General features: G+C 44.8%; 17 protein-coding genes. 3 read left to right on the forward strand and 14 right to left on the reverse strand.

What is annotated here, in order from left to right; translation table 11 throughout:
- Nucleotides 1-5: 5 nt before the first annotated feature.
- The 8 genes from flgH to A3738_RS20510 all read right to left on the reverse strand — a co-directional run bounded on the left by flgH (nucleotide 6) and on the right by A3738_RS20510 (nucleotide 6720).
- Nucleotides 6-704 carry a flagellar basal body L-ring protein FlgH gene (gene flgH, locus A3738_RS20475; protein WP_068476531.1) on the reverse strand — a complete coding sequence of 233 codons (699 nt, stop codon included), beginning with the start codon at nucleotides 702-704 and terminating at the stop codon, nucleotides 6-8.
- A 22-nt stretch (nucleotides 705-726) separates the two neighbouring features.
- The gene (flgG, locus tag A3738_RS20480; protein ID WP_068476533.1) at nucleotides 727-1512 is read right to left on the reverse strand and encodes a flagellar basal-body rod protein FlgG; all 786 of its coding nucleotides are present in this window, start codon (nucleotides 1510-1512) and stop codon (nucleotides 727-729) included.
- A gap of 90 nt (nucleotides 1513-1602) precedes the next feature.
- Nucleotides 1603-2340, reverse strand: a complete 738-nt coding sequence (gene flgF, locus A3738_RS20485; protein WP_068476536.1) for a flagellar basal-body rod protein FlgF — start codon at nucleotides 2338-2340, stop codon at nucleotides 1603-1605.
- A 148-nt stretch (nucleotides 2341-2488) separates the two neighbouring features.
- Entirely contained in the window at nucleotides 2489-4462 is a 1974-nt protein-coding gene (locus tag A3738_RS20490) for a flagellar hook protein FlgE (protein ID WP_068476537.1), read from the reverse strand.
- Nucleotides 4463-4482: 20 nt separating this feature from the next.
- The gene (locus tag A3738_RS20495; RefSeq protein ID WP_068476539.1) at nucleotides 4483-5160 is read right to left on the reverse strand and encodes a flagellar hook assembly protein FlgD; all 678 of its coding nucleotides are present in this window, start codon (nucleotides 5158-5160) and stop codon (nucleotides 4483-4485) included.
- Nucleotides 5161-5172: 12 nt separating this feature from the next.
- Nucleotides 5173-5607, reverse strand: coding sequence for a flagellar basal body rod protein FlgC (gene flgC / locus A3738_RS20500; RefSeq protein WP_068476541.1), 435 nt, complete (start codon nucleotides 5605-5607; stop codon nucleotides 5173-5175).
- Nucleotides 5608-5609: 2 nt separating this feature from the next.
- A complete protein-coding gene (gene flgB, locus A3738_RS20505) occupies nucleotides 5610-6011 on the reverse strand; it encodes a flagellar basal body rod protein FlgB (protein WP_068476543.1) in 402 nt (133 codons plus the stop codon).
- Between the two features lie 133 nt (nucleotides 6012-6144).
- Entirely contained in the window at nucleotides 6145-6720 is a 576-nt protein-coding gene (locus A3738_RS20510) for a nitroreductase family protein (RefSeq protein WP_068476545.1), read from the reverse strand.
- A 189-nt stretch (nucleotides 6721-6909) separates the two neighbouring features.
- Between A3738_RS20510 and A3738_RS20515 the strand changes: the two genes are divergently transcribed.
- Nucleotides 6910-8292 carry an adenylate/guanylate cyclase domain-containing protein gene (locus tag A3738_RS20515; protein ID WP_068476546.1) on the forward strand — a complete coding sequence of 461 codons (1383 nt, stop codon included), beginning with the start codon at nucleotides 6910-6912 and terminating at the stop codon, nucleotides 8290-8292.
- Nucleotides 8293-8315: 23 nt separating this feature from the next.
- Here A3738_RS20515 and queF read toward each other — a convergent pair whose 3' ends face one another.
- From queF to A3738_RS20540, 5 genes are all read right to left on the reverse strand, one after another.
- A complete protein-coding gene (gene queF, locus A3738_RS20520) occupies nucleotides 8316-9140 on the reverse strand; it encodes an NADPH-dependent 7-cyano-7-deazaguanine reductase QueF (protein WP_068476548.1) in 825 nt (274 codons plus the stop codon).
- A gap of 67 nt (nucleotides 9141-9207) precedes the next feature.
- Nucleotides 9208-9981, reverse strand: a complete 774-nt coding sequence (locus A3738_RS20525) for an ABC transporter permease (RefSeq protein ID WP_068473135.1) — start codon at nucleotides 9979-9981, stop codon at nucleotides 9208-9210.
- Nucleotides 9978-10922: an ABC transporter ATP-binding protein gene (locus A3738_RS20530; protein ID WP_068476550.1), complete on the reverse strand. Its 945-nt coding sequence runs from the start codon at nucleotides 10920-10922 to the stop codon at nucleotides 9978-9980. The genes A3738_RS20525 and A3738_RS20530 overlap by 4 nt, the downstream gene beginning before the upstream one ends.
- A 151-nt stretch (nucleotides 10923-11073) precedes the next feature.
- Nucleotides 11074-12390, reverse strand: a complete 1317-nt coding sequence (locus A3738_RS20535) for a DUF3391 domain-containing protein (RefSeq protein ID WP_068476552.1) — start codon at nucleotides 12388-12390, stop codon at nucleotides 11074-11076.
- A gap of 101 nt (nucleotides 12391-12491) precedes the next feature.
- Nucleotides 12492-13109, reverse strand: coding sequence for a hypothetical protein (locus A3738_RS20540; protein WP_068476554.1), 618 nt, complete (start codon nucleotides 13107-13109; stop codon nucleotides 12492-12494).
- A gap of 162 nt (nucleotides 13110-13271) precedes the next feature.
- On the opposite strand from A3738_RS20540, the gene A3738_RS20545 reads away from it, so the two are divergent.
- Nucleotides 13272-14288 (forward strand): Fe(3+) ABC transporter substrate-binding protein, encoded by a 1017-nt coding sequence (locus tag A3738_RS20545; RefSeq protein ID WP_197468953.1) that lies wholly within the window; start codon nucleotides 13272-13274, stop codon nucleotides 14286-14288.
- 83 nt (nucleotides 14289-14371) lie between these two features.
- A complete protein-coding gene (locus tag A3738_RS20550) occupies nucleotides 14372-16033 on the forward strand; it encodes an iron ABC transporter permease (protein ID WP_068476557.1) in 1662 nt (553 codons plus the stop codon).
- Nucleotides 16034-16099: 66 nt separating this feature from the next.
- On the opposite strand, the gene A3738_RS20555 is transcribed toward A3738_RS20550, so the two are convergent.
- The gene (locus A3738_RS20555; protein WP_068476559.1) at nucleotides 16100-17773 is read right to left on the reverse strand and encodes an AMP-binding protein; all 1674 of its coding nucleotides are present in this window, start codon (nucleotides 17771-17773) and stop codon (nucleotides 16100-16102) included.
- Nucleotides 17774-17779: the final 6 nt, after the last annotated feature.

The raw sequence follows: 17779 nt of genomic DNA on the forward strand, positions 1-17779 counted from the left end.
CCCTACTACAGAGGCCACCATTCGCTGTTAAAGAATCGCGTCAACCAACCTTGTCGATTCACTTGATCAAACTCACCCGTGCCACCATATGCGATTCGGGCATTCGCAATTTTTGAAGACGGAACCGTGTTATCAATACCGATATCTTGAGGTCGAATCAGACCAGTTAAACGGATGTACTCATCCCCTTGATTCAAACTCAACCATTTCTCACCTTGCACGCGAAGTAATCCGTTAGGAAACACCTCAGCAACAGTGACTGAAATAGCACCCGCAAGACTATTGCTTTGCCCAGATTCAGCTGAGCCCTCAAATTCGCGTTCAAACGATGGATCGGTTGCTAAGCTCATACCCTTAAAGCTGATGGTATTGCCGAGAATATTCGCTTCGTTAAAGTCGACTTCATCGCTTTTGTCATAAGTCGTGTCTGCGCTTTTACTCGCTCGCGTGGACTCTTGCAGGTTCACGGTCAAGATGTCACCGACATTGATCGCAACTTGATCGCCATAGACACTAAACTGGCGATGAGATTGAAAAATACTACCGGTCACAGGTTCACCCATGCGCAAGCTTTGCGCAGGGATCGGCGCATATCTGGGATCATCCGGAACAGGGTGCTCTCGCGTAATCGCAGCACAACCAACGCTCGCCAAAATGGCAAGCGTATTAGCAAGTTTCAATGCAGCTTTGATTACGTTCAACATAGACAAAAACTCAACAACAGCATTACACGTTCTGCGAGATAAACTGCAGCATTTGATCTGCAGTCGAAACGACTTTTGAGTTCATTTCGTAGGCGCGCTGCGTGGTAATCATGTTCACCAACTCAGTCACAACATCTACGTTTGAGGTTTCCAACATGCCTTGGCTCACCGTGCCAATTCCATCTAAGCCAGGCGTGCCAACAATTGGATTGCCACTAGCTTCGGTTTCGCGGAACAAGTTATTACCAATGGCTTTTAAACCTTGCGGGTTAATAAAATCTGCAAGATCAATTTGCCCAAGGTTCTGCAAAGCTGGGTCACCCGCAACAGTGCCTGTAATCACGCCATCTTCGCCAATCGTAATTTCGTTCATTCCTTCTGGAATAGTAATGGCTGGCTCTAAGGCGTGGCCGTTAGCGGTCACAACTTGCCCATCTGAATTAATCTGAAATCTACCATCGCGCGTGTATGCGGTAGACCCGTCAGGTAAGGCAATCTGAAACATGCCTCGACCAGAGATCGCCATATCTAGAGGACGCTCCGTTACCTGCATTGAGCCTTGACTAAATTCTTTAACCGTTCCAACAACACGAACACCCGTACCAAGCTGCAGGCCTGATGGGAGCTGAGAATCCTGTGAGCTAAGCGCACCTGGATCTCTCTTAATTTGATATAGAAGATCTTGAAAAACTGCGTCATCACGTTTGTAACCAACGGTGCCGACATTGGCCAAGTTATTCGAAATGGTCGATAACTTGGTATCTTGTGCACTCAGGCCCGTTTGACTGACATATAAAGCGGGATGCATGACTCTCTCCTATCTAGAACAACCCAAGCGAGGGGTTGACCTGAAATCGGGCAGCAAAATCATGCCGCCCACAACGTTAAATTGACTTATTTAGGAAAATTGCAACAAGCGTGCCGAAGCTTCACTATTTTGATCAGCTTGACTCATTAATTTGACTTGCAGCTCGTATTGACGCGAAAGCGTAAGAATTTCGGTTAACGCAGATACGGCATTCACATTCGAACCTTCAAGAAAACCAGATTCAACGTGAATGGTTTCATCTAAAGGAGGCTCAATACCATCTTTGACGTACATTAAACCGTCACCACGTTTTTCCATATTGGCAGGATCTGGATTCACCAAGCGAATACGATCAATCTGTACAACTGCAGCCTCACCACCTAGCGGGATAACGGAGATAGCTCCATCCACTCCAATCTCAACTCCAGCCGATGGAGGAACAACAATTGGCCCACCCTCACCCAGAACTTCTAGACCCGAACCTGTGCGCAAGAAACCGTTTACATCAATCTGCAAATCACCCGCGCGCGTAAAGGCTTGCTCGCCATCAGGAGACTGAACAGCAATCCAGCCCTCACCCTTTAAAGCGATATCTAGCGCATTGCCTGTTTCCTGCAGCGGACCTTGCTCAAAGCGCGTCGCTGGACGCTCTGTCATTGAATATGCACGACTTGGAAAATGCTCACCATACACAGACATCGCGCGCGCCTGCGCAAAATCTTCTTTAAACCCCGTGGTATTCACATTCGCCAAATTGTTGGAATGTGCGCGTTGCGCATACATATTTTGCTTTGCGCCACTCATCGCAATATATAAAGCTTTATCCACTTGAGTGTCCTTTTTTCGTCAGATATTTACTATTAAGAGGTATAAAGCAATTTATCTGCCAAGGACTAAACGCAAAAAAGGAAAACACAGAAGTGCTTCCCTTTTTTATCGCCTTCAACCAGAAGGCGGCGAATATCAAAAAAGAAAATTAGATATTCAGAATAGTCTGCTGAATCGTATCAGCGGTCTCGATAGTCTTTGAGTTAGCCTGATAATTACGCTGAGCAACGATCAAGTTCACCAGCTCTTGCGACAAATCAACATTCGATGACTCTGTCGCAGAAGAAGTTAATAAGCCTAATGATGCAGTCCCCGGCGCACCAACAACAGCATCACCAGAAGCAAATGTTTCTACCCAAACACTGTCACCAACCGGCGCCAAACCCTCTTTGTCTCGGAAGTTTGCCAAAGCTACTTGACCAAGAACCTGAGTCTCACCATTTGAGAAACGCGACAAAATAACACCTGAACTGTCTACATCTAGACCAACCAGTCGACCGGTTGTATACCCATTTTGCCCTAAGTCATTCACAGCAAACGGGCTGCCGAATTGCGTCAGTGTAGCGATATCGATTTCAAAGTTTGAACTGGTTGGAGGGAATTCTACCGGCAAGGTTCCGCCGTCTACCAAATTGATCGGTAATGCTGCGCCATTTGGATCACCATTTTCATCACGAGGCACCCAGTTAGAAATCAACACATCATCGGTCAAAGTCTGATTAAGCGAACCATCGCCATTGAAGACAACGTTGAATGTTGCGCGAGACGCCTGATCGCCAATTAAAGGGTCACCCACATCGAAGCCATCAATTTGAACATGCATCTGCCAAGTGCTCTGCTCTTGTGCCACGTTAGATGGCTGAGGCTGCTTCACAAAATACAAGTTCAAGATATGCGAGTTACCAAGACTATCGAAGATTTCTGTTGACGTTGCATGGTTATAAGTACCTGCATCTGTTGGATCAAAGCCATTATTGACAAATGGCTGACCAACGGTTGAACCAACGAGTGTGCCGGTACCAGAACTAAAGGAGAAGTTGTCATCCAAGGTAAAGTCGACAACACCACCAACCGTTGCCGCGACAGTACCGCCAACTGCTAAAGCAAGTGCACCAGGAGAAGAGCCTTCAATGTTGTATGCGTCACCTGCTGCACCCGCAACACCGAAGCGCAAATCTTCACCCTGATCTTGAATAATTTCTAGGTCACCTGCGCCATTGATAACAGCAGTAGTACCGACTAATGCAGACGAGTTAATTTGCTGACCAATGTCCGCCAATTGCTCGGCATTGGTTTGGGTTGCAGCTGAAGATGGCTGAAACGTCACTCCATTGACAGTAATCGTCATTGAATCAGAAGTGTTAGCCCAGCTCGCCACTGGTACCGTCACAGTTGTTCTTGCCGTTGCATTTACACCATCAACCGCACTGAAACGATCAGCGACAGCTCGCGCACTTTCGTTAGCGACAGTGGTTACGTTCTCTGTTGTAGTCGGCGTAGCAGGGTTACCGTCATCATAGGTGATTGTAACGGTCTGAGCTGAGTAGTTGTTGTTGGCACCAGCTTGCGCAATACCAACTTCCGTACCATCAGCAACTACAGTTGTACCTGAAACCGCTAAAACTGATTCAGAAGAATCGAGGTTCAACAAAGTATTAACAGAGGTTGTTTGACGTGGCGCCAAGTCATTTGTTTCTACTTCCAGATCACCAAGCACACCAGACACATTGCCTTCGTCATCAGCCTGAAAACCTTGAACTTGCATTCCAGTATTATTAACAAGGAAGCCTTCTCGGTTCACACCAAATTGCCCTGCACGCGTATATTTCACTTCATCGTTATCATTGACGATGAAGTAACCGTTACCGGTAATCGCCATATCAAGGCCGTTATCAGTGAACTCAACATTACCTTGGCTGTGGATCTGACGAATAGCCTGCACCTGCACACCATCACCAACGTCGGTTACCCCACCGCCAAAAAAGCTATTTGAATAGGCATCACCAAATTCAGCACGTGAACGCTTGAAACCAACCGTACTTGCATTCGCAATATTATTACCAGTGACCTCGAGGTCTGTTGCGGATACTTTTAATCCACTGAGTGCTACATTGAATGTCATATTGAACCTCTACTGATTAATTAATTAATTTCGCGCACGTTCTCTAACGGAACGCCACCTAAGCCAGCCAAGTTAAGTGTCACTTCGCCGCTTTGAGCGATTGATACACTATTCACTTGCGAAGCAAACAAGGTATCGACCTGCTCAGCGCCCGCGCTTGTTTTTATTTCTGCTTTTATTGTGTATTTGTCTGCAGGCATCTGATCACCCTGCTCATTCAAACCATCCCATTCAAACGGCACTGAACCGGCAAATTGTTGCCCAAGGTCAACACGCCGCACGAGCTCACCTGAACCATTCAAAATAGAGATAGAAAGATTGCTAGTTCCAGACGGAATGTCTGCAATGCCGCTAATCGTTCCACTTGCCGAAAGTGGAGCCTCAGCGCCTGGCACCAACACAGAGCGCCCAACCATGGCAGACGCTTGCAATGCTTGTGTAGACTGGAACTTATTGGTGAAGTTATTCACCGTGTTGTTAATTTGTTGCATTTCTTCTAGCGCACTAAATTCAGCTAGCTGCGAGATAAAGGCACCGTTATCTTGAGGCTCAAGAGGGTTTTGATTCTCGAGCTGAGCGATCATCAGATCCAAAAACTCGTTTTTACCCAAGTCACCTTTCTTTGCCGCTTCGCCGTTATTTTCTAAGCGATACTGCGCTAGAGGATCAGCAACACCGGAGGTATTAATACTTGTCATCGTCTATCTCGCCTATTGGCCTAAAGTTAAAATTCGTTGCATCATGGTTTTGGCTGCCTCCATGACATCGACATTTGTTTGAAAACTGCGCGAGGCGGACATCATGTCAGCCATTTCCTCTACAACATTCACATTGGGATATATGACGTAGCCCTGCTCATCCGCCAAAGGGTGATCCGGCTGATAACGCATATCCAACGCTGCATCACTCTCGACAATACCTTTAATCTGAACACCTTGAGAACCCGCATCTGTCATACTCGGCATTGCACCTGTCATAGCGCTTTCTTGAATCGCTGCAAATACAGGCTTTCGCGCTCGATACACTTCGCCAGTACTGCTCGCTGCACTATCTGCATTCGCGATGTTACTAGCGGTTGTATTTAAACGTACCGACTGTGCCGACATGCCAGAACCGGCAATATTAAAAATGGAATTTAAAGACATGCTTATTCACCCTTTATTGCTTTGCTTAGGGATTTAAACTTTCCATTCAAGAACTGAAAGCTCGCCTGATAGTCGAGAACATTCTTGGTAAATTCAGCAAGCTCTTGCTGCGTATCTACTGTGTTCCCGTCTACGGATGGCTGAGTTGGCGTTCGGTAAAGAACTTCCGCTCCGGATTGACCTTGGTTCGGAGCAATGTGACCGCCTTGCGTAGCGCTCATCGCTAACTGCCCATCAAGCATGCTTTGCTGTTCAGCCATCGCCGCTTTGAAGTCAATGTCGCGCGCTTTGAATCCGGGCGTATCTGCATTTGCTAAGTTGTTTGCCATCAACTCAGCACGCTGCACTCGAAGCTCTACAGCTTGCGGGTGAACACCTAATGCATTTTGAAATGAAATCGCCATTTAACTCATCCTAGTTAATCTAAGAGGTTAAAAAGCAAGAGAAGTGCCAATTATTTTTTCTTATTTTTCAATAACTTATAAATTGCCGCTTTTATTGCCCGCGGCAAGGCTTATCCGTCATGCGACGCGAGCGTTATTGGCCAGTCCAAAAAGAAAAACTATCCTCTAAAACGGGGTCTACAATACGCTTTGCGTCTCCTTCAGGCGTTCCTATATATAAAAAGCCGACGAGACTTTCGTGCTCAGAAATTCCTAAACCACGCTTCACAACAGAGTCGACTGCCATATCGCCCGTTCGCCACATCCCTCCAAACCCTTCTGCTTGTAAAGCCAAAAGGATGTAGGACAACCCGGCAGCAACACATTGCTCCTGTTCAAAATAAGGCACTTTGGGATGATCGATATTCTTCGAAACGGCCACTAAAATCATCGGTGCGCGAAACGGCATTTTTTTACACTTTTCGATCTTCGCTTCACCACAATCTGGATTGGCCGCAACTGCAGCCTGCGCAAATAGCTCACCTAGCTTGGTTCGCGCATCACTTTCCACAATCAAATATCGCCCTGGGCGAAGTACCTTGTGGTCAGGCGCACGTAGTGCACTTTTCAAAATACCTTTTAATTGTTCACCTTCAGGTGCAGGTGAAACTAATCGTGGAAAAGACACGCGCTGATGCAAGAAGTTTAGGATGCTGTTTTCATAGCTCATGATGAATCGCTTTACACAGAGAACATTTGTTAATAAAAAAAGGAGGTGCTAACCTAAGCCACCAAAATTAAGGCTAGGCAAGACTCAAGCAGCAATAATACAGAATAAGCGCGCTTGCCTAAATAGATTGCGAAGAAAGGAAATACCCAGTTTTACGAACACCTCTTTTATTCGTTTGGGCAGTAAACTATGGCAAGTGAACCAAGTATAATTAATTATGATGCGCCGCCGTCAGTCATGCCGGCCTATAATGGGCGCGTACTTGCTTACCTAACGTCTACTCTCACCTTTATTACGGGCATTTTATTAGGTCATTTTGATAAGAACCTAATTTGGTTTGTGCCTTTCGCCATGCTTTGGCCCCACCTTTTATATTTCTTCGTACGTCATTTCAAACTTGCTGATAATCCAACCGCTCGTGAAGTAACCTTACTTATAGACGGTGTTATTGTTGGGTGTACGATTGTTCTCATCGAATTCAGCCTCACTGCTTCTTTATTCTCGATCATTATGGGTGCGTTTAGCTTCATTGTTGTAGGAGGTATGAAGCTATTAGTACTCGGCTGCATCACGGCATCTATATCATTAGGATTAAGCGGCTTAATTTTCGGATTTAACTTCAATATAAATGAGCCGGTATTGGTGACTCTTGTGGCTGGTATTGGGGCAGGTGTCTATGTTGCTGTTACCGCATATTACACACACCAACAAGCGAAGGCCTTGGTAAAAGCGAAGTCACAGATTCAGCATCAACGAGAACAGTCGATCTCACTATCGCATAAGCTTGCGAAGTATCTTTCACCACAAGTATGGCAATCTATCTTTACCGGTGAACGTGACGTTCGTCTTGAAACACAACGTAAGAAATTAACGATCTTCTTCTCAGACATTAAGGGCTTTACCGAACTTGCTGAGGAAATGGAGCCAGAGAGCCTCACTGAGCTTCTGAATAACTACTTTAATGAGATGTCTCAAATCGCATTAAAGTATGGCGGCACTATTGATAAGTTTGTCGGCGATTCGATCATGATCTTCTTTGGCGACCCGACAAGCCGCGGACCAAAAGAAGATACGCTTGCCTGTGTAGCCATGGCGATCGAGATGCGTAAGCACATGAAGATTCTCCGCCAAAAATGGCAAAGCCAAGGGATCAAAACACCTCTACAAATTCGTATCGGCATCAGTACTGGATACAGCACGGTAGGTAACTTCGGCGCCGAGAATCGCATGGATTATACGATCATCGGAAAAGAGGTAAATCTTGCGTCTCGTCTTGAGAGCTTAGCGGAGCCTGGAGAAATACTGATCTCTTACGAGACCTTCTCGTTAGTCAAAGATAAGGTAATGTGTAGAGATAAAGGCGAGATCACTGTAAAAGGATTCTCTCGCCCTGTGCCAATTTATCAGATCGTCGATTTCCGCAGAGATATTGGCGCTGGCCAGAGTTTTATCGAACATGAAACAGGCGGCTTTGCGCTGTACTTAGACACCGAAAAAGTCACAACTGAAGAGAAAGACTTAGTTGTTCGGGCCCTTGAGCGCGCCGCGGAAAAACTCAAGGACCGCGATTAAATCAAATAGTTCTCTTTTAAGAACTACTGCCTAACATATCGCGTTTGAGGACAGACAGAAACACGGTCTTCGGTTGCTCGATAAGGGTTGATATCTAAGCCCCCGCGGCGCGTATAACGAGCCATTACACTCAAAGATGTACATCCACACTTCGCCAAAATATCAGTAAATATTTGCTCACAGCAATGTTCGTGAAAGTCCTGACAATTGCGGAAAGATACCACGTAGCGTAGCAAACTTTCACGATCAATCTTAGGCCCTTTGTAGGAAACAACCACAGTCCCCCAATCTGGTTGACCCGTTACCGGACAATTCGATCGTAACAAATCTGAATATAAGGTTTCTTCAACAAGCTCATCGCTATCAGCTTGAAGCAGATCTGCGTTTGGCTCGTACACAAAATCTTTGGCATCCAGATGATCAACGCTTTCACCAGCTGGTAGGTTTACCGCTTGAATATCAACAAGGTCGTGTAACTGAACCGTTACTGCAGCACCTGCTGCTGTACTCAAGTCCTGCTCTAGAGTTTCAATCAATGCGTCTTTACTTTTTATCTTCTCTTGATTAAATGAATTGAGATACAACTTAAACGACTTAGACTCGATGATATTCTTCGACTGACAAGGAATACTAAAAACCCCAATGGCGACTTCTGGCTTACCATTAGTGTTTAGCCAAGACACCTCAAAACTCGTCCAAACATCTTCACCAGCAAATGGTAAATCCGTGTCTTCGATCCCTAAACTCGCGCGAGTTTCACTCCGTGCAATTGGGAATAGCACCTCGGGTGCGTATCGATCTAAATAATTCGTTTCTTTACCTAACTGGCTGTTCTCAACAATCGCCATACATACCTCAAATAATTTTCCGTCGCGCTCGTATTGCTATAAAGCAGTTACCACGAAGAATCGCAGTCTAGCTGCGAATGCCCTTGCCTTTAGAAAGTAAAAACAAAGCCGTCGAAAATAATAGAACAATAAAAACAATAACCATCCCAAACGCGAATCGAATATCGATATCACTCACACCCAATATTCCGTAACGAAAAGCATTCACCATATATAAAATCGGGTTCGCTTGAGATACGTTCTGCCAAAACTCTGGCAGAAGCGAAATACTATAGAACACACCACCGAGGTAGGTGAGCGGCGTTAATACAAAAGTAGGGACGATAGAGATGTCATCAAATTTCGTCGCGAATACTGCATTAATAAATCCGCCAAGCGAAAATACAATCGCAGTCATTATCACCATACTGGCCGTCACCAGTACGTTGTGAACAACTAAATCGGTAAAGAATAAAGAGAGTAAGGTAACGATAATCCCTACCCCAACACCACGCGCAACACCTCCGGCAACGTAACCGCTCAGCACAACCCAGTTTGGAACAGGTGAAACGAGTATTTCCTCAATACTGCGCTGGAACTTCAAACTAAAGAAAGACGACACCACGTTTGCATAAGAGTTAGTAATCACCGACATCATAATCAAGCCTGGGACAATAAAACTCATATAGTCATAGCCGCCCATTTCTCCGATACGAGGCCCGATAAGATTGCCAAAAATGACAAAATACAAAGCCATGGTAATCGCAGGTGGAAGCATCGTTTGCGCCCAGATTCGTGTAAATCGACGAATCTCTTTTACTACGATGGTCGTAAAAGCAATCCAGATTTGATGTGCGTTCATTTGGTTTGCTCCTTCGAATTTAAGTCTTGGCTAGAGCTAACCAAAGATAAAAACAACTCTTCCAAACGGTTACTTTTATTGCGAATACCCAATACCTTCCAGTCTTCATCTTTGACGGCATCAAAAAACGTCCCTAAGTCTCTTCCCTGCTCGACAGTCAGCTCGATAGCACCGTCGTACGTTAGCGCGGTATCATATCCATCTAACTCTGGCGCCTTACTTAATGGCGGCGTCGTTTCGAAGACATAGGTTTGCTTGGTTAACTTACTCAGCAATTCGTGCTTTGGACTATTCTCGAGAATTTCACCCTTATCAATGATGGCAATATTGCGACACAACTCCTCAGCTTCTTCGAGGTAGTGTGTAGTCAAAATGATGGTAGTACCCGCATCGTTAATTTCTTGAAGGAACTTCCACATGGATCGACGCAGCTCAATGTCAACGCCAGCAGTAGGCTCATCTAGAATCAGCAATTTTGGCTTATGAATAAGTGCTCGTGCGATCATTACACGGCGCTTCATGCCACCGGAAAGCATTCGAGCCGGCTCGTTGCGTTTTTCCCAAAGACCAAGTGCTTTTAAATATACTTCTGCGGTTTGCTTCGCCTCTGATGCAGGAATACCGTAATAGCCCGCTTGCGTCACAAGAATATGCTCAACTTTCTCAAACTGGTTGAAATTGACCTCTTGCGGTACGACGCCCAAACAAGTCTTTGCCTTCTCGAGCTCGCGATCTAAGTCATAATCAAAGATTTTTACCGTGCCGGACGTTTTATTTACGAGTGAGGAGACAATACCAAGCGTCGTTGATTTACCCGCTCCATTTGGTCCTAACAAAGCAAAGAAGTCCCCCTTCTTCACATTCAAGGAGACATCTTTTAAGGCAACGTGCCCATTGTCGTAAGTCTTGTTCAAGCTCACGACCTCTAACGCATTGGTCATCGAGATATTCACTTTAGTAGGTTTGAGGCAGTTTGTATGAGGGCGCACTTATCAAATTTCAAGCGATCGTCAAAAAAGACTTTGATAAGCGCAGATGAGGAGAGCGCGTAGGAAATGTCAGTTAGAGATATTTAGTAGTAAAAAGCCAAGCTTACATGCCCGACATTATATGCTTCAGACTCCATTTAGAAGTTGCGCCAGACAGAAGGAAGGCATTCTCATCAATGCCAAATGCTCCCTTAGGCAAACTATCTTTAATATATAGCGCCTCTGCTTCGGAATGACTTTCATTCCATGCTTTTAAATCCAACTTACGGCCGCTTTTCAGCAATTTTTTGTCTTTATCCGTCACAACAATAATCTGTGGAAGCAAACGTCGTTCGCTATTGTGACCTGTAACAATTCCAACTTCTTGAGTGCTCAGTTCAACCAAGGTTCCAGTCGGAAATACGCCAATCGCTTCGATGAAGCGTTCAACAAGATCTTTTTGAAACAGGACGTTTCTTTGCTCATAGAGTTCCGCGACAGCCTCTCGAGGCGACAAACCTTTACTTTCACCCCTAGGCGTAATCATCGTTTGATATTCGTCCACTAAGCCCGCAATTTTTGCTAATAAAGGAATTGTTTGACCAGTGACACCTTTCGGGAACCCTGAACCGTTGTGTCTCTCGGCATGAAACTCAACAATGCTCAACACACTGTCAGGCAAGCCATCACATTCTTTCAGAATATCTAAACTGTGCTGAACGTAGGACTGATAATTTGGGTTCTGCTTGCTATCTTCTGGTTCAGCATCTCTCACAGACTGCTCTAACTTTATCTTTCCGATGTGTGACAAGAGCACGCCAACCGCTAGACTTTTCATCAAAGGCTTTGTTAACCCAAGGTGTCTTGCAAAAACGAGCGCCCAAATCGATGCGCGAACCACATGCTGATAACCTTGTTGATCTTCATCGTCCATTTTTGCCAACCAGATAAGCGCGTCTGGATTGCGAACGACACTCACGACCATGCTCACTGCAAGCTTTTGCGTATCTTGGACGCTTACTTGCTCTCCATTCGCGACACTCTCACAAATGTTTCGAACAGCATCATTTACTTGTTGATGTAATCGTTTTACGCGCGCCGCTTCTTTCTGAATACTTACTTCAGACTTATAACTTTCTGGCGATTTGATAACCACTTCAGGAAGTTCCAGCGTAGCTTGCCCGCTTTTCTTTACACCGGAAGATGATGCCTTACTAGGATTAAATGCAGCGTGCTCTGCATGAGCATTTTTTACGCGCGTTTTTTTACTATCGATAAAGACGTGGCTACAAAATTGAGCAATCGCTTTTCTATCGTCTTCGGCCCGTATATAAAAACCCTGAAGCGGAAACGGCGTTTCGTGCCACGGACGATCTAGGTCTGCAACAAACATCCCTTCTTGCAGATTCGATACCGCTGTTTTGACACGTTCAACACTCATATCTCGTTCTCTTTACCCGTTAACACGCACAATTCTCGTTATTATGACTCACTCAAAAATTGATACCACTAAAGCCTGTAAGCCTTTGTAACGTATAGTAATTAACGACCCTGCGTTGGGTCACATACCGACGAATGATTCCATAATTGAGGTACGTGCCCATCCTTATCACTACCAGGTACGGTCTTAGTCGAAACCACATAGGGAATACTCGATGGCTTAAGATAATCACGGTTTACCCACTTCCTACCAACCCTTACCTGAGGCTCTTTAGGCTGACAACGCATGATTATCTGGATTTCATCACCTAAATATTTGATCTCCCCAGCCCCTTTCGCGTCGACAACATAAGCACAAGCCTTACCTTTTTCTATGGGTAACGCCCTGTGATCTAGATCTTTGCGCTCAGACCCACAGTAAGCAATCCCTAACTGATCATTAGGGATGCACGCTCTTTGCGCCCGAAAATTAGCATCATAGAAGCGCACAGCGCGCTGCGAGCACTGAGCCTGTAATACGAGAGGAGTTGAATAGCGTTCTCGGGAGTTGAACCCTTGTACGTCAATAGTTTCCCAATGAACACGAAACTGTCTCAACTCGCCTTGCGAGTTCTCTGCCTCAAAAAAACCATAATGCGTTGTGGTTCTTGACGTTGCACAGCCTTGCAAAAGCAAGCTGAAACCGAGCAGAAAGACCGAGAAAATTTTCAATAAAGTCATTTATATACAAACTTTTTGTAGAACTTGTCTTAAGACTAGCAAGGAATACGCATATTGGCCCAGATCAAGACAAGTTATTTACTTGCATAAAAAGCTTGCTTAATGCATTCTCGATATTAAAATTGAAATCGTTCTCATTATTAACTTCATTAAGGATAAACCATGCGTTTTGGAATTAAGTCACTACTCGCCGCAATGCTATTTACCTCAGTAAGCAGCAGTGCGATTGCATCAGAAGAAGTCAATGTCTACTCATACCGCCAACCATTTTTGGTAGAACCATTATTCAAAGGCTTCACTGAAGAGACAGGAATCAAGGTAAACGTGGTATTTGCCAAGAAAGGTCTAGCAGAGCGCCTTAAGCGTGAGGGTGCTAACTCTCCGGCTGACTTAGTATTCACTGTTGATATTGGCCGCCTAAATGAAGTTGTTGAAATGGATTTAGTTCAGGCTGTTAACTCAGATACTCTTAACAGCAATATTCCTAGCCAATATCGTGATCCAGAAGGACTGTGGTTTGGTCTTACGACTCGTACTCGCTCTATCTACGCATCAAACGAACGTGTAAAAGATGGCGAAATCACAACATATGAAGAGCTTGCCGATGAAAAATGGAAAGGTCGTATTTGTACTCGTAGCGGCAAACACCCATATAATTTAGCGTTGATCGCTTCAATGATCGCTCATCACGGCGAAGCAGAAACGGAAACATGGTTGAAGGGCGTTAAAGCAAACCTTGCTCGCAAACCACAAGGCAATGATCGCGCACAAGTAAAAGCTATTTATGAAGGAGTATGTGACCTTTCACTAGGCAATAACTACTACCTAGGCAAAATGCTTCAAGATGAAGAGCAAACAAAATGGGCAAATGCCGTTAACATTCTGTTCCCTAACTCTGCAGATCGCGGTACTCACGTAAACATCAGCGGCATGGCATTGACAACGAGCGCACCAAACAAAGCAAACGCCATTAAGCTAATGGAATACTTAACAGGCGAAACAGCTCAAACAATGTATGCTGAGCAAAACTTTGAATACCCAGTTAACCCAGCAGTTCAACCAAGTGAACTCGTTGCATCTTGGGGTGAATTCAAAGCAGATCAACTACCTCTTGCTGACATTGCCGGTTTACGCAAAGCTGCTGCAAAGCTAGTAGATAAAGTAGCATTCGATCAATAATGCATCGACTCATAAAGAAAGCGGCCTAGAGCCGCTTTTTTTGTTTATACTAAGTTTCTTTAAGACAACCGAATCATTTCTCTTTGCGCACTAATAGCCCGACATATCCCGTTAAATCTTTTTGGCGATCAGAGCATTACTGGAAGCTCAGTGCTTTTTTAACGACCAGCATCATCTGCCTACCAGTATTGGCCGTTTTGTATTTAGCCGCATTTCCAGACGACAACATTTGGGTTCATTTATCTGAGACAGTACTTCCTGCCTATATTAAAAGCACGCTGATATTAATGCTCGGAGTTGGATGTCTGAGTACCGCTTTAGGCATTGGTGCTGCATGGTTAATAAGCCATTATAGTTTTCCAGGCAAACGTTTTTTCACGTGGGCGTTATTACTCCCTTTTGCGATGCCTGCGTATGTGATTGCTTATGTCTACACTGACTTTCTTGAATATGCTGGCCCTCTCCAATCAATGCTTAGAGAGATATTTGGCTGGCAATCGAGCAGAGACTACTACTTCCCCGAAGTCCGAAGCATGGGGGGCGCCATTATCCTCATGTCACTAACTCTATACCCTTATATCTACATGCTGGCTCGCGCCGCATTTTTGCAACAATCAGTTTCTCTTTACTACGCCGCTAGAAGCCTGGGTTCGAATTCTTTTGGCTTTTTCTTCCGCGTATCATTACCGATTGCGCGACCTGCAATTGTCGTCGGTCTATCTTTGGTTCTGATGGAAACACTGAATGACTTCGGTACCGTTGATTACTTCGCAATTCAAACGCTGACTGCAGGCCTTTATGACACATGGCTGAATATGAGCAATTTAGGCGGTGCAGCTCAAATTGCTACCGTGATGATGTTAGCTGTCGTGTTTTTAATCATGATGGAGAGAAAATCTAGGGACCAACAGCAGTCGTTTTCTAGCAAAACTCAATCACGTCCTCTGCCAACTCAACACCTGACTGGAAAAAAGGCTTTCTTCGCTACTCTACTCGCATCAACACCAATTGTTTTTGGTTTCTTAATTCCGGTCATCATTCTTTCCGACTATTCGATTCATTACTTTGACAAAAGCTGGAACACGCAATTTTTTACCTACGCATTTAATAGTTTTTCTCTGAGCTTTAGCGCCGCATTCATCACTTTAGTCATCGCATGTATTTTGGCTTATACGAAGCGCTTAGATAACTCAAAATTCACCCGCTCTATGACACAAGTATCTAGCCTAGGGTACGCAATTCCAGGTGCCGTTTTGGCAATCGGCGTAATTATTCCGCTCGCGGGCTTTGATAACTGGCTTGATAGCATTGCTCGCAGCCATTTCGGATTCAGCACTGGCTTATTATTGAGTGGAAGTATTGCGGCATTACTTTTTGCCTACACTGTGCGCTTCTTAGCCGTCGCAACCGGAGCTATAGATTCAAGCCTTGAGAAAGTTACACCATCGATGGACATGGCCTCTCGATCTCTTGGAAAGAGCAGCCTGACAACGCTAATACGCATTCACTTACCGATCATAAAACCAGGCGCATTAACGGCCATGCTTGTCGTGTTTGTAGATTGTATGAAAGAGCTTCCTGCAACACTGATACTGCGCCCATTCAATTTTGAAACACTGGCAACGCATGTGTATCAATTTGCGTCAGATGAACTGATAGAACAATGCGCATTATCAGCTTTAGTAATTGTTATTGTGGGAATTATTCCTGTGATTTTACTTAGCCGCTCAATCAATCGAACGTAGTACTTATCTGAAATGTTGAGACATAAAAAAAGCGACCCAAGGGTCGCTTTTTTTATCGCTGGGAACTTATTCCCAAACTACTTTAGCTCTACCAGCATACCAACCATCAATTTGATCTTTGTACTGTCCTTCAACAACATCACGCTTGATCTTCATTGTTGGCGTTAAGAAGCCATTCTCAATCGCCCAAAAATCTTTTACAACAACCATGAACTGCAAAGCTTCATGCGGATCAACCGTTGCATTCACCGATGCCATTAGCTCAGTCAAACTCTTCTCTAAGTTTGCACGAAAATCTGGCTCATCGCGTTTTGGCAATGCCTCTTCAGAAAGATGAATCAATGCGTGAGGCTGCGGACACTCAGCACCAGCAACACATACCATTTCAATTTCATCGTGACTGATGATTTTATTTTCAATTGGCGCCGGAGCAACGTACTTACCCTTACTCGTCTTAAAGATCTCTTTGATACGACCAGTAATTTTAAGGCGACCCATGTCATCGATCTCACCTTTGTCACCAGTTAGCAAGAAACCATCTTCGGTGAAGCTTTCTTTGGTTTTCTCATCGTTTTTGTAATAACCCATCATATTTGCAGGGCTGTTCACTTCGATTTCACCAATCTCAGAAATACGCTGCTGAACACCGGGTAAGGGCTCACCAACATAACCAACACGCGAACGGCCAGGTAGTGAAATATGCGAGTAAGCAAAATTCTCTGACATGCCATAGCCTTCAAGCAGCTCAAGGCCAAGACCGCGGTACCACTTGATAATTTCTTCAGACAACGGAGCAGAACCACTACCAGCAAACCGACAATGCTCCAAGCCTAGTCCAGTCAATACTTTCTTCTTCACAATGCCTGACAGAATTGGCACTTTTAATAGACGATTAAGTTTCTTAGGAGGCATTTTCTTGAAAATACCTAGCTGGAACTTAGACCATAAACGCGGCACTGAAACGAATACTGTCGGACGTGCTCGCTGAAGGTCTTGCAAGAAGGTGTCTAACGCTTCTGCAAAATAAAGTTCGAAACCAATGTAGAACGACGACTGCTCAACAACATAACGCTCAAACACGTGCGCAAGTGGCAAGTATGAAAGCATGCGATCTTCAGTGAATAATTTAAGAGCCTGAGATGCACCGGAAGCAGCTACACCCATTGCTCCAAACGACAACATAACGCCTTTTGGACGACCGGTACTACCTGAGGTGTATACGATAGTCGCTAACTCATCTGCTGAACGCTCAACTTCACCCTCAAGAGGAGCTGTTTCAGCAATTAATGAATCCCACGTTGGGTAATCATTTTCTGGGCTTAAAGGATAAGAGATACAAGGCATGTCAGCTGGAACGCCCGGAGCCATATCTTCCCAATCATCGAGCTTACCTACGAATAAAGCTTGCGCTTCACTGTGCTCAAGAATGTAGCTAACCGTGTCAGCATTCAATGTTGGATAAAGAGGAACCGTCACATGACCTGCCATCCAGATTGCTAGATCTGACATGATCCAGTGGGCACAGTTTTTTGAAAGAATCGCTATTTTACTTTTCGGAGGGAGGTTCTGAGCTTTGAGGTAGTTCGCCATACGTCGGGCTTCGTTCATGGCACGTGCCCAAGTATATTCTTGCACTACACCATTACCCATTGGCTGAGTCATATAGACTTTATCAGCTCTTTGTTTTTCCCACTTATAAACAGACTCTAAAGGAAGCGTCACATTCTGAACTGCACTCATAATTAT

It is taken from the genome of Oleiphilus sp. HI0066 (genome assembly GCF_001635725.1).

Excerpts from the sequence above, each read along its gene's own strand:
- flgH (WP_068476531.1), bottom strand. The coding sequence starts at position 704 with ATGTTGAACGTAATCAAAGCTGCATTGAAACTTGCTAATACGCTTGCC.
- flgG (WP_068476533.1), bottom strand. The coding sequence starts at position 1,512 with ATGCATCCCGCTTTATATGTCAGTCAAACGGGCCTGAGTGCACAAGAT.
- A3738_RS20490 (WP_068476537.1), bottom strand. The coding sequence starts at position 4,462 with ATGACATTCAATGTAGCACTCAGTGGATTAAAAGTATCCGCAACAGAC.
- A3738_RS20495 (WP_068476539.1), bottom strand. The coding sequence starts at position 5,160 with ATGACAAGTATTAATACCTCCGGTGTTGCTGATCCTCTAGCGCAGTAT.
- flgC (WP_068476541.1), bottom strand. The coding sequence starts at position 5,607 with ATGTCTTTAAATTCCATTTTTAATATTGCCGGTTCTGGCATGTCGGCA.
- flgB (WP_068476543.1), bottom strand. The coding sequence starts at position 6,011 with ATGGCGATTTCATTTCAAAATGCATTAGGTGTTCACCCGCAAGCTGTA.
- A3738_RS20510 (WP_068476545.1), bottom strand. The coding sequence starts at position 6,720 with ATGAGCTATGAAAACAGCATCCTAAACTTCTTGCATCAGCGCGTGTCT.
- A3738_RS20515 (WP_068476546.1), top strand. The coding sequence starts at position 6,910 with ATGGCAAGTGAACCAAGTATAATTAATTATGATGCGCCGCCGTCAGTC.
- queF (WP_068476548.1), bottom strand. The coding sequence starts at position 9,140 with ATGGCGATTGTTGAGAACAGCCAGTTAGGTAAAGAAACGAATTATTTA.
- A3738_RS20525 (WP_068473135.1), bottom strand. The coding sequence starts at position 9,981 with ATGAACGCACATCAAATCTGGATTGCTTTTACGACCATCGTAGTAAAA.
- A3738_RS20530 (WP_068476550.1), bottom strand. The coding sequence starts at position 10,922 with ATGACCAATGCGTTAGAGGTCGTGAGCTTGAACAAGACTTACGACAAT.
- A3738_RS20535 (WP_068476552.1), bottom strand. The coding sequence starts at position 12,390 with ATGAGTGTTGAACGTGTCAAAACAGCGGTATCGAATCTGCAAGAAGGG.
- A3738_RS20540 (WP_068476554.1), bottom strand. The coding sequence starts at position 13,109 with ATGACTTTATTGAAAATTTTCTCGGTCTTTCTGCTCGGTTTCAGCTTG.
- A3738_RS20545 (WP_197468953.1), top strand. The coding sequence starts at position 13,272 with ATGCGTTTTGGAATTAAGTCACTACTCGCCGCAATGCTATTTACCTCA.
- A3738_RS20555 (WP_068476559.1), bottom strand. The coding sequence starts at position 17,773 with ATGAGTGCAGTTCAGAATGTGACGCTTCCTTTAGAGTCTGTTTATAAG.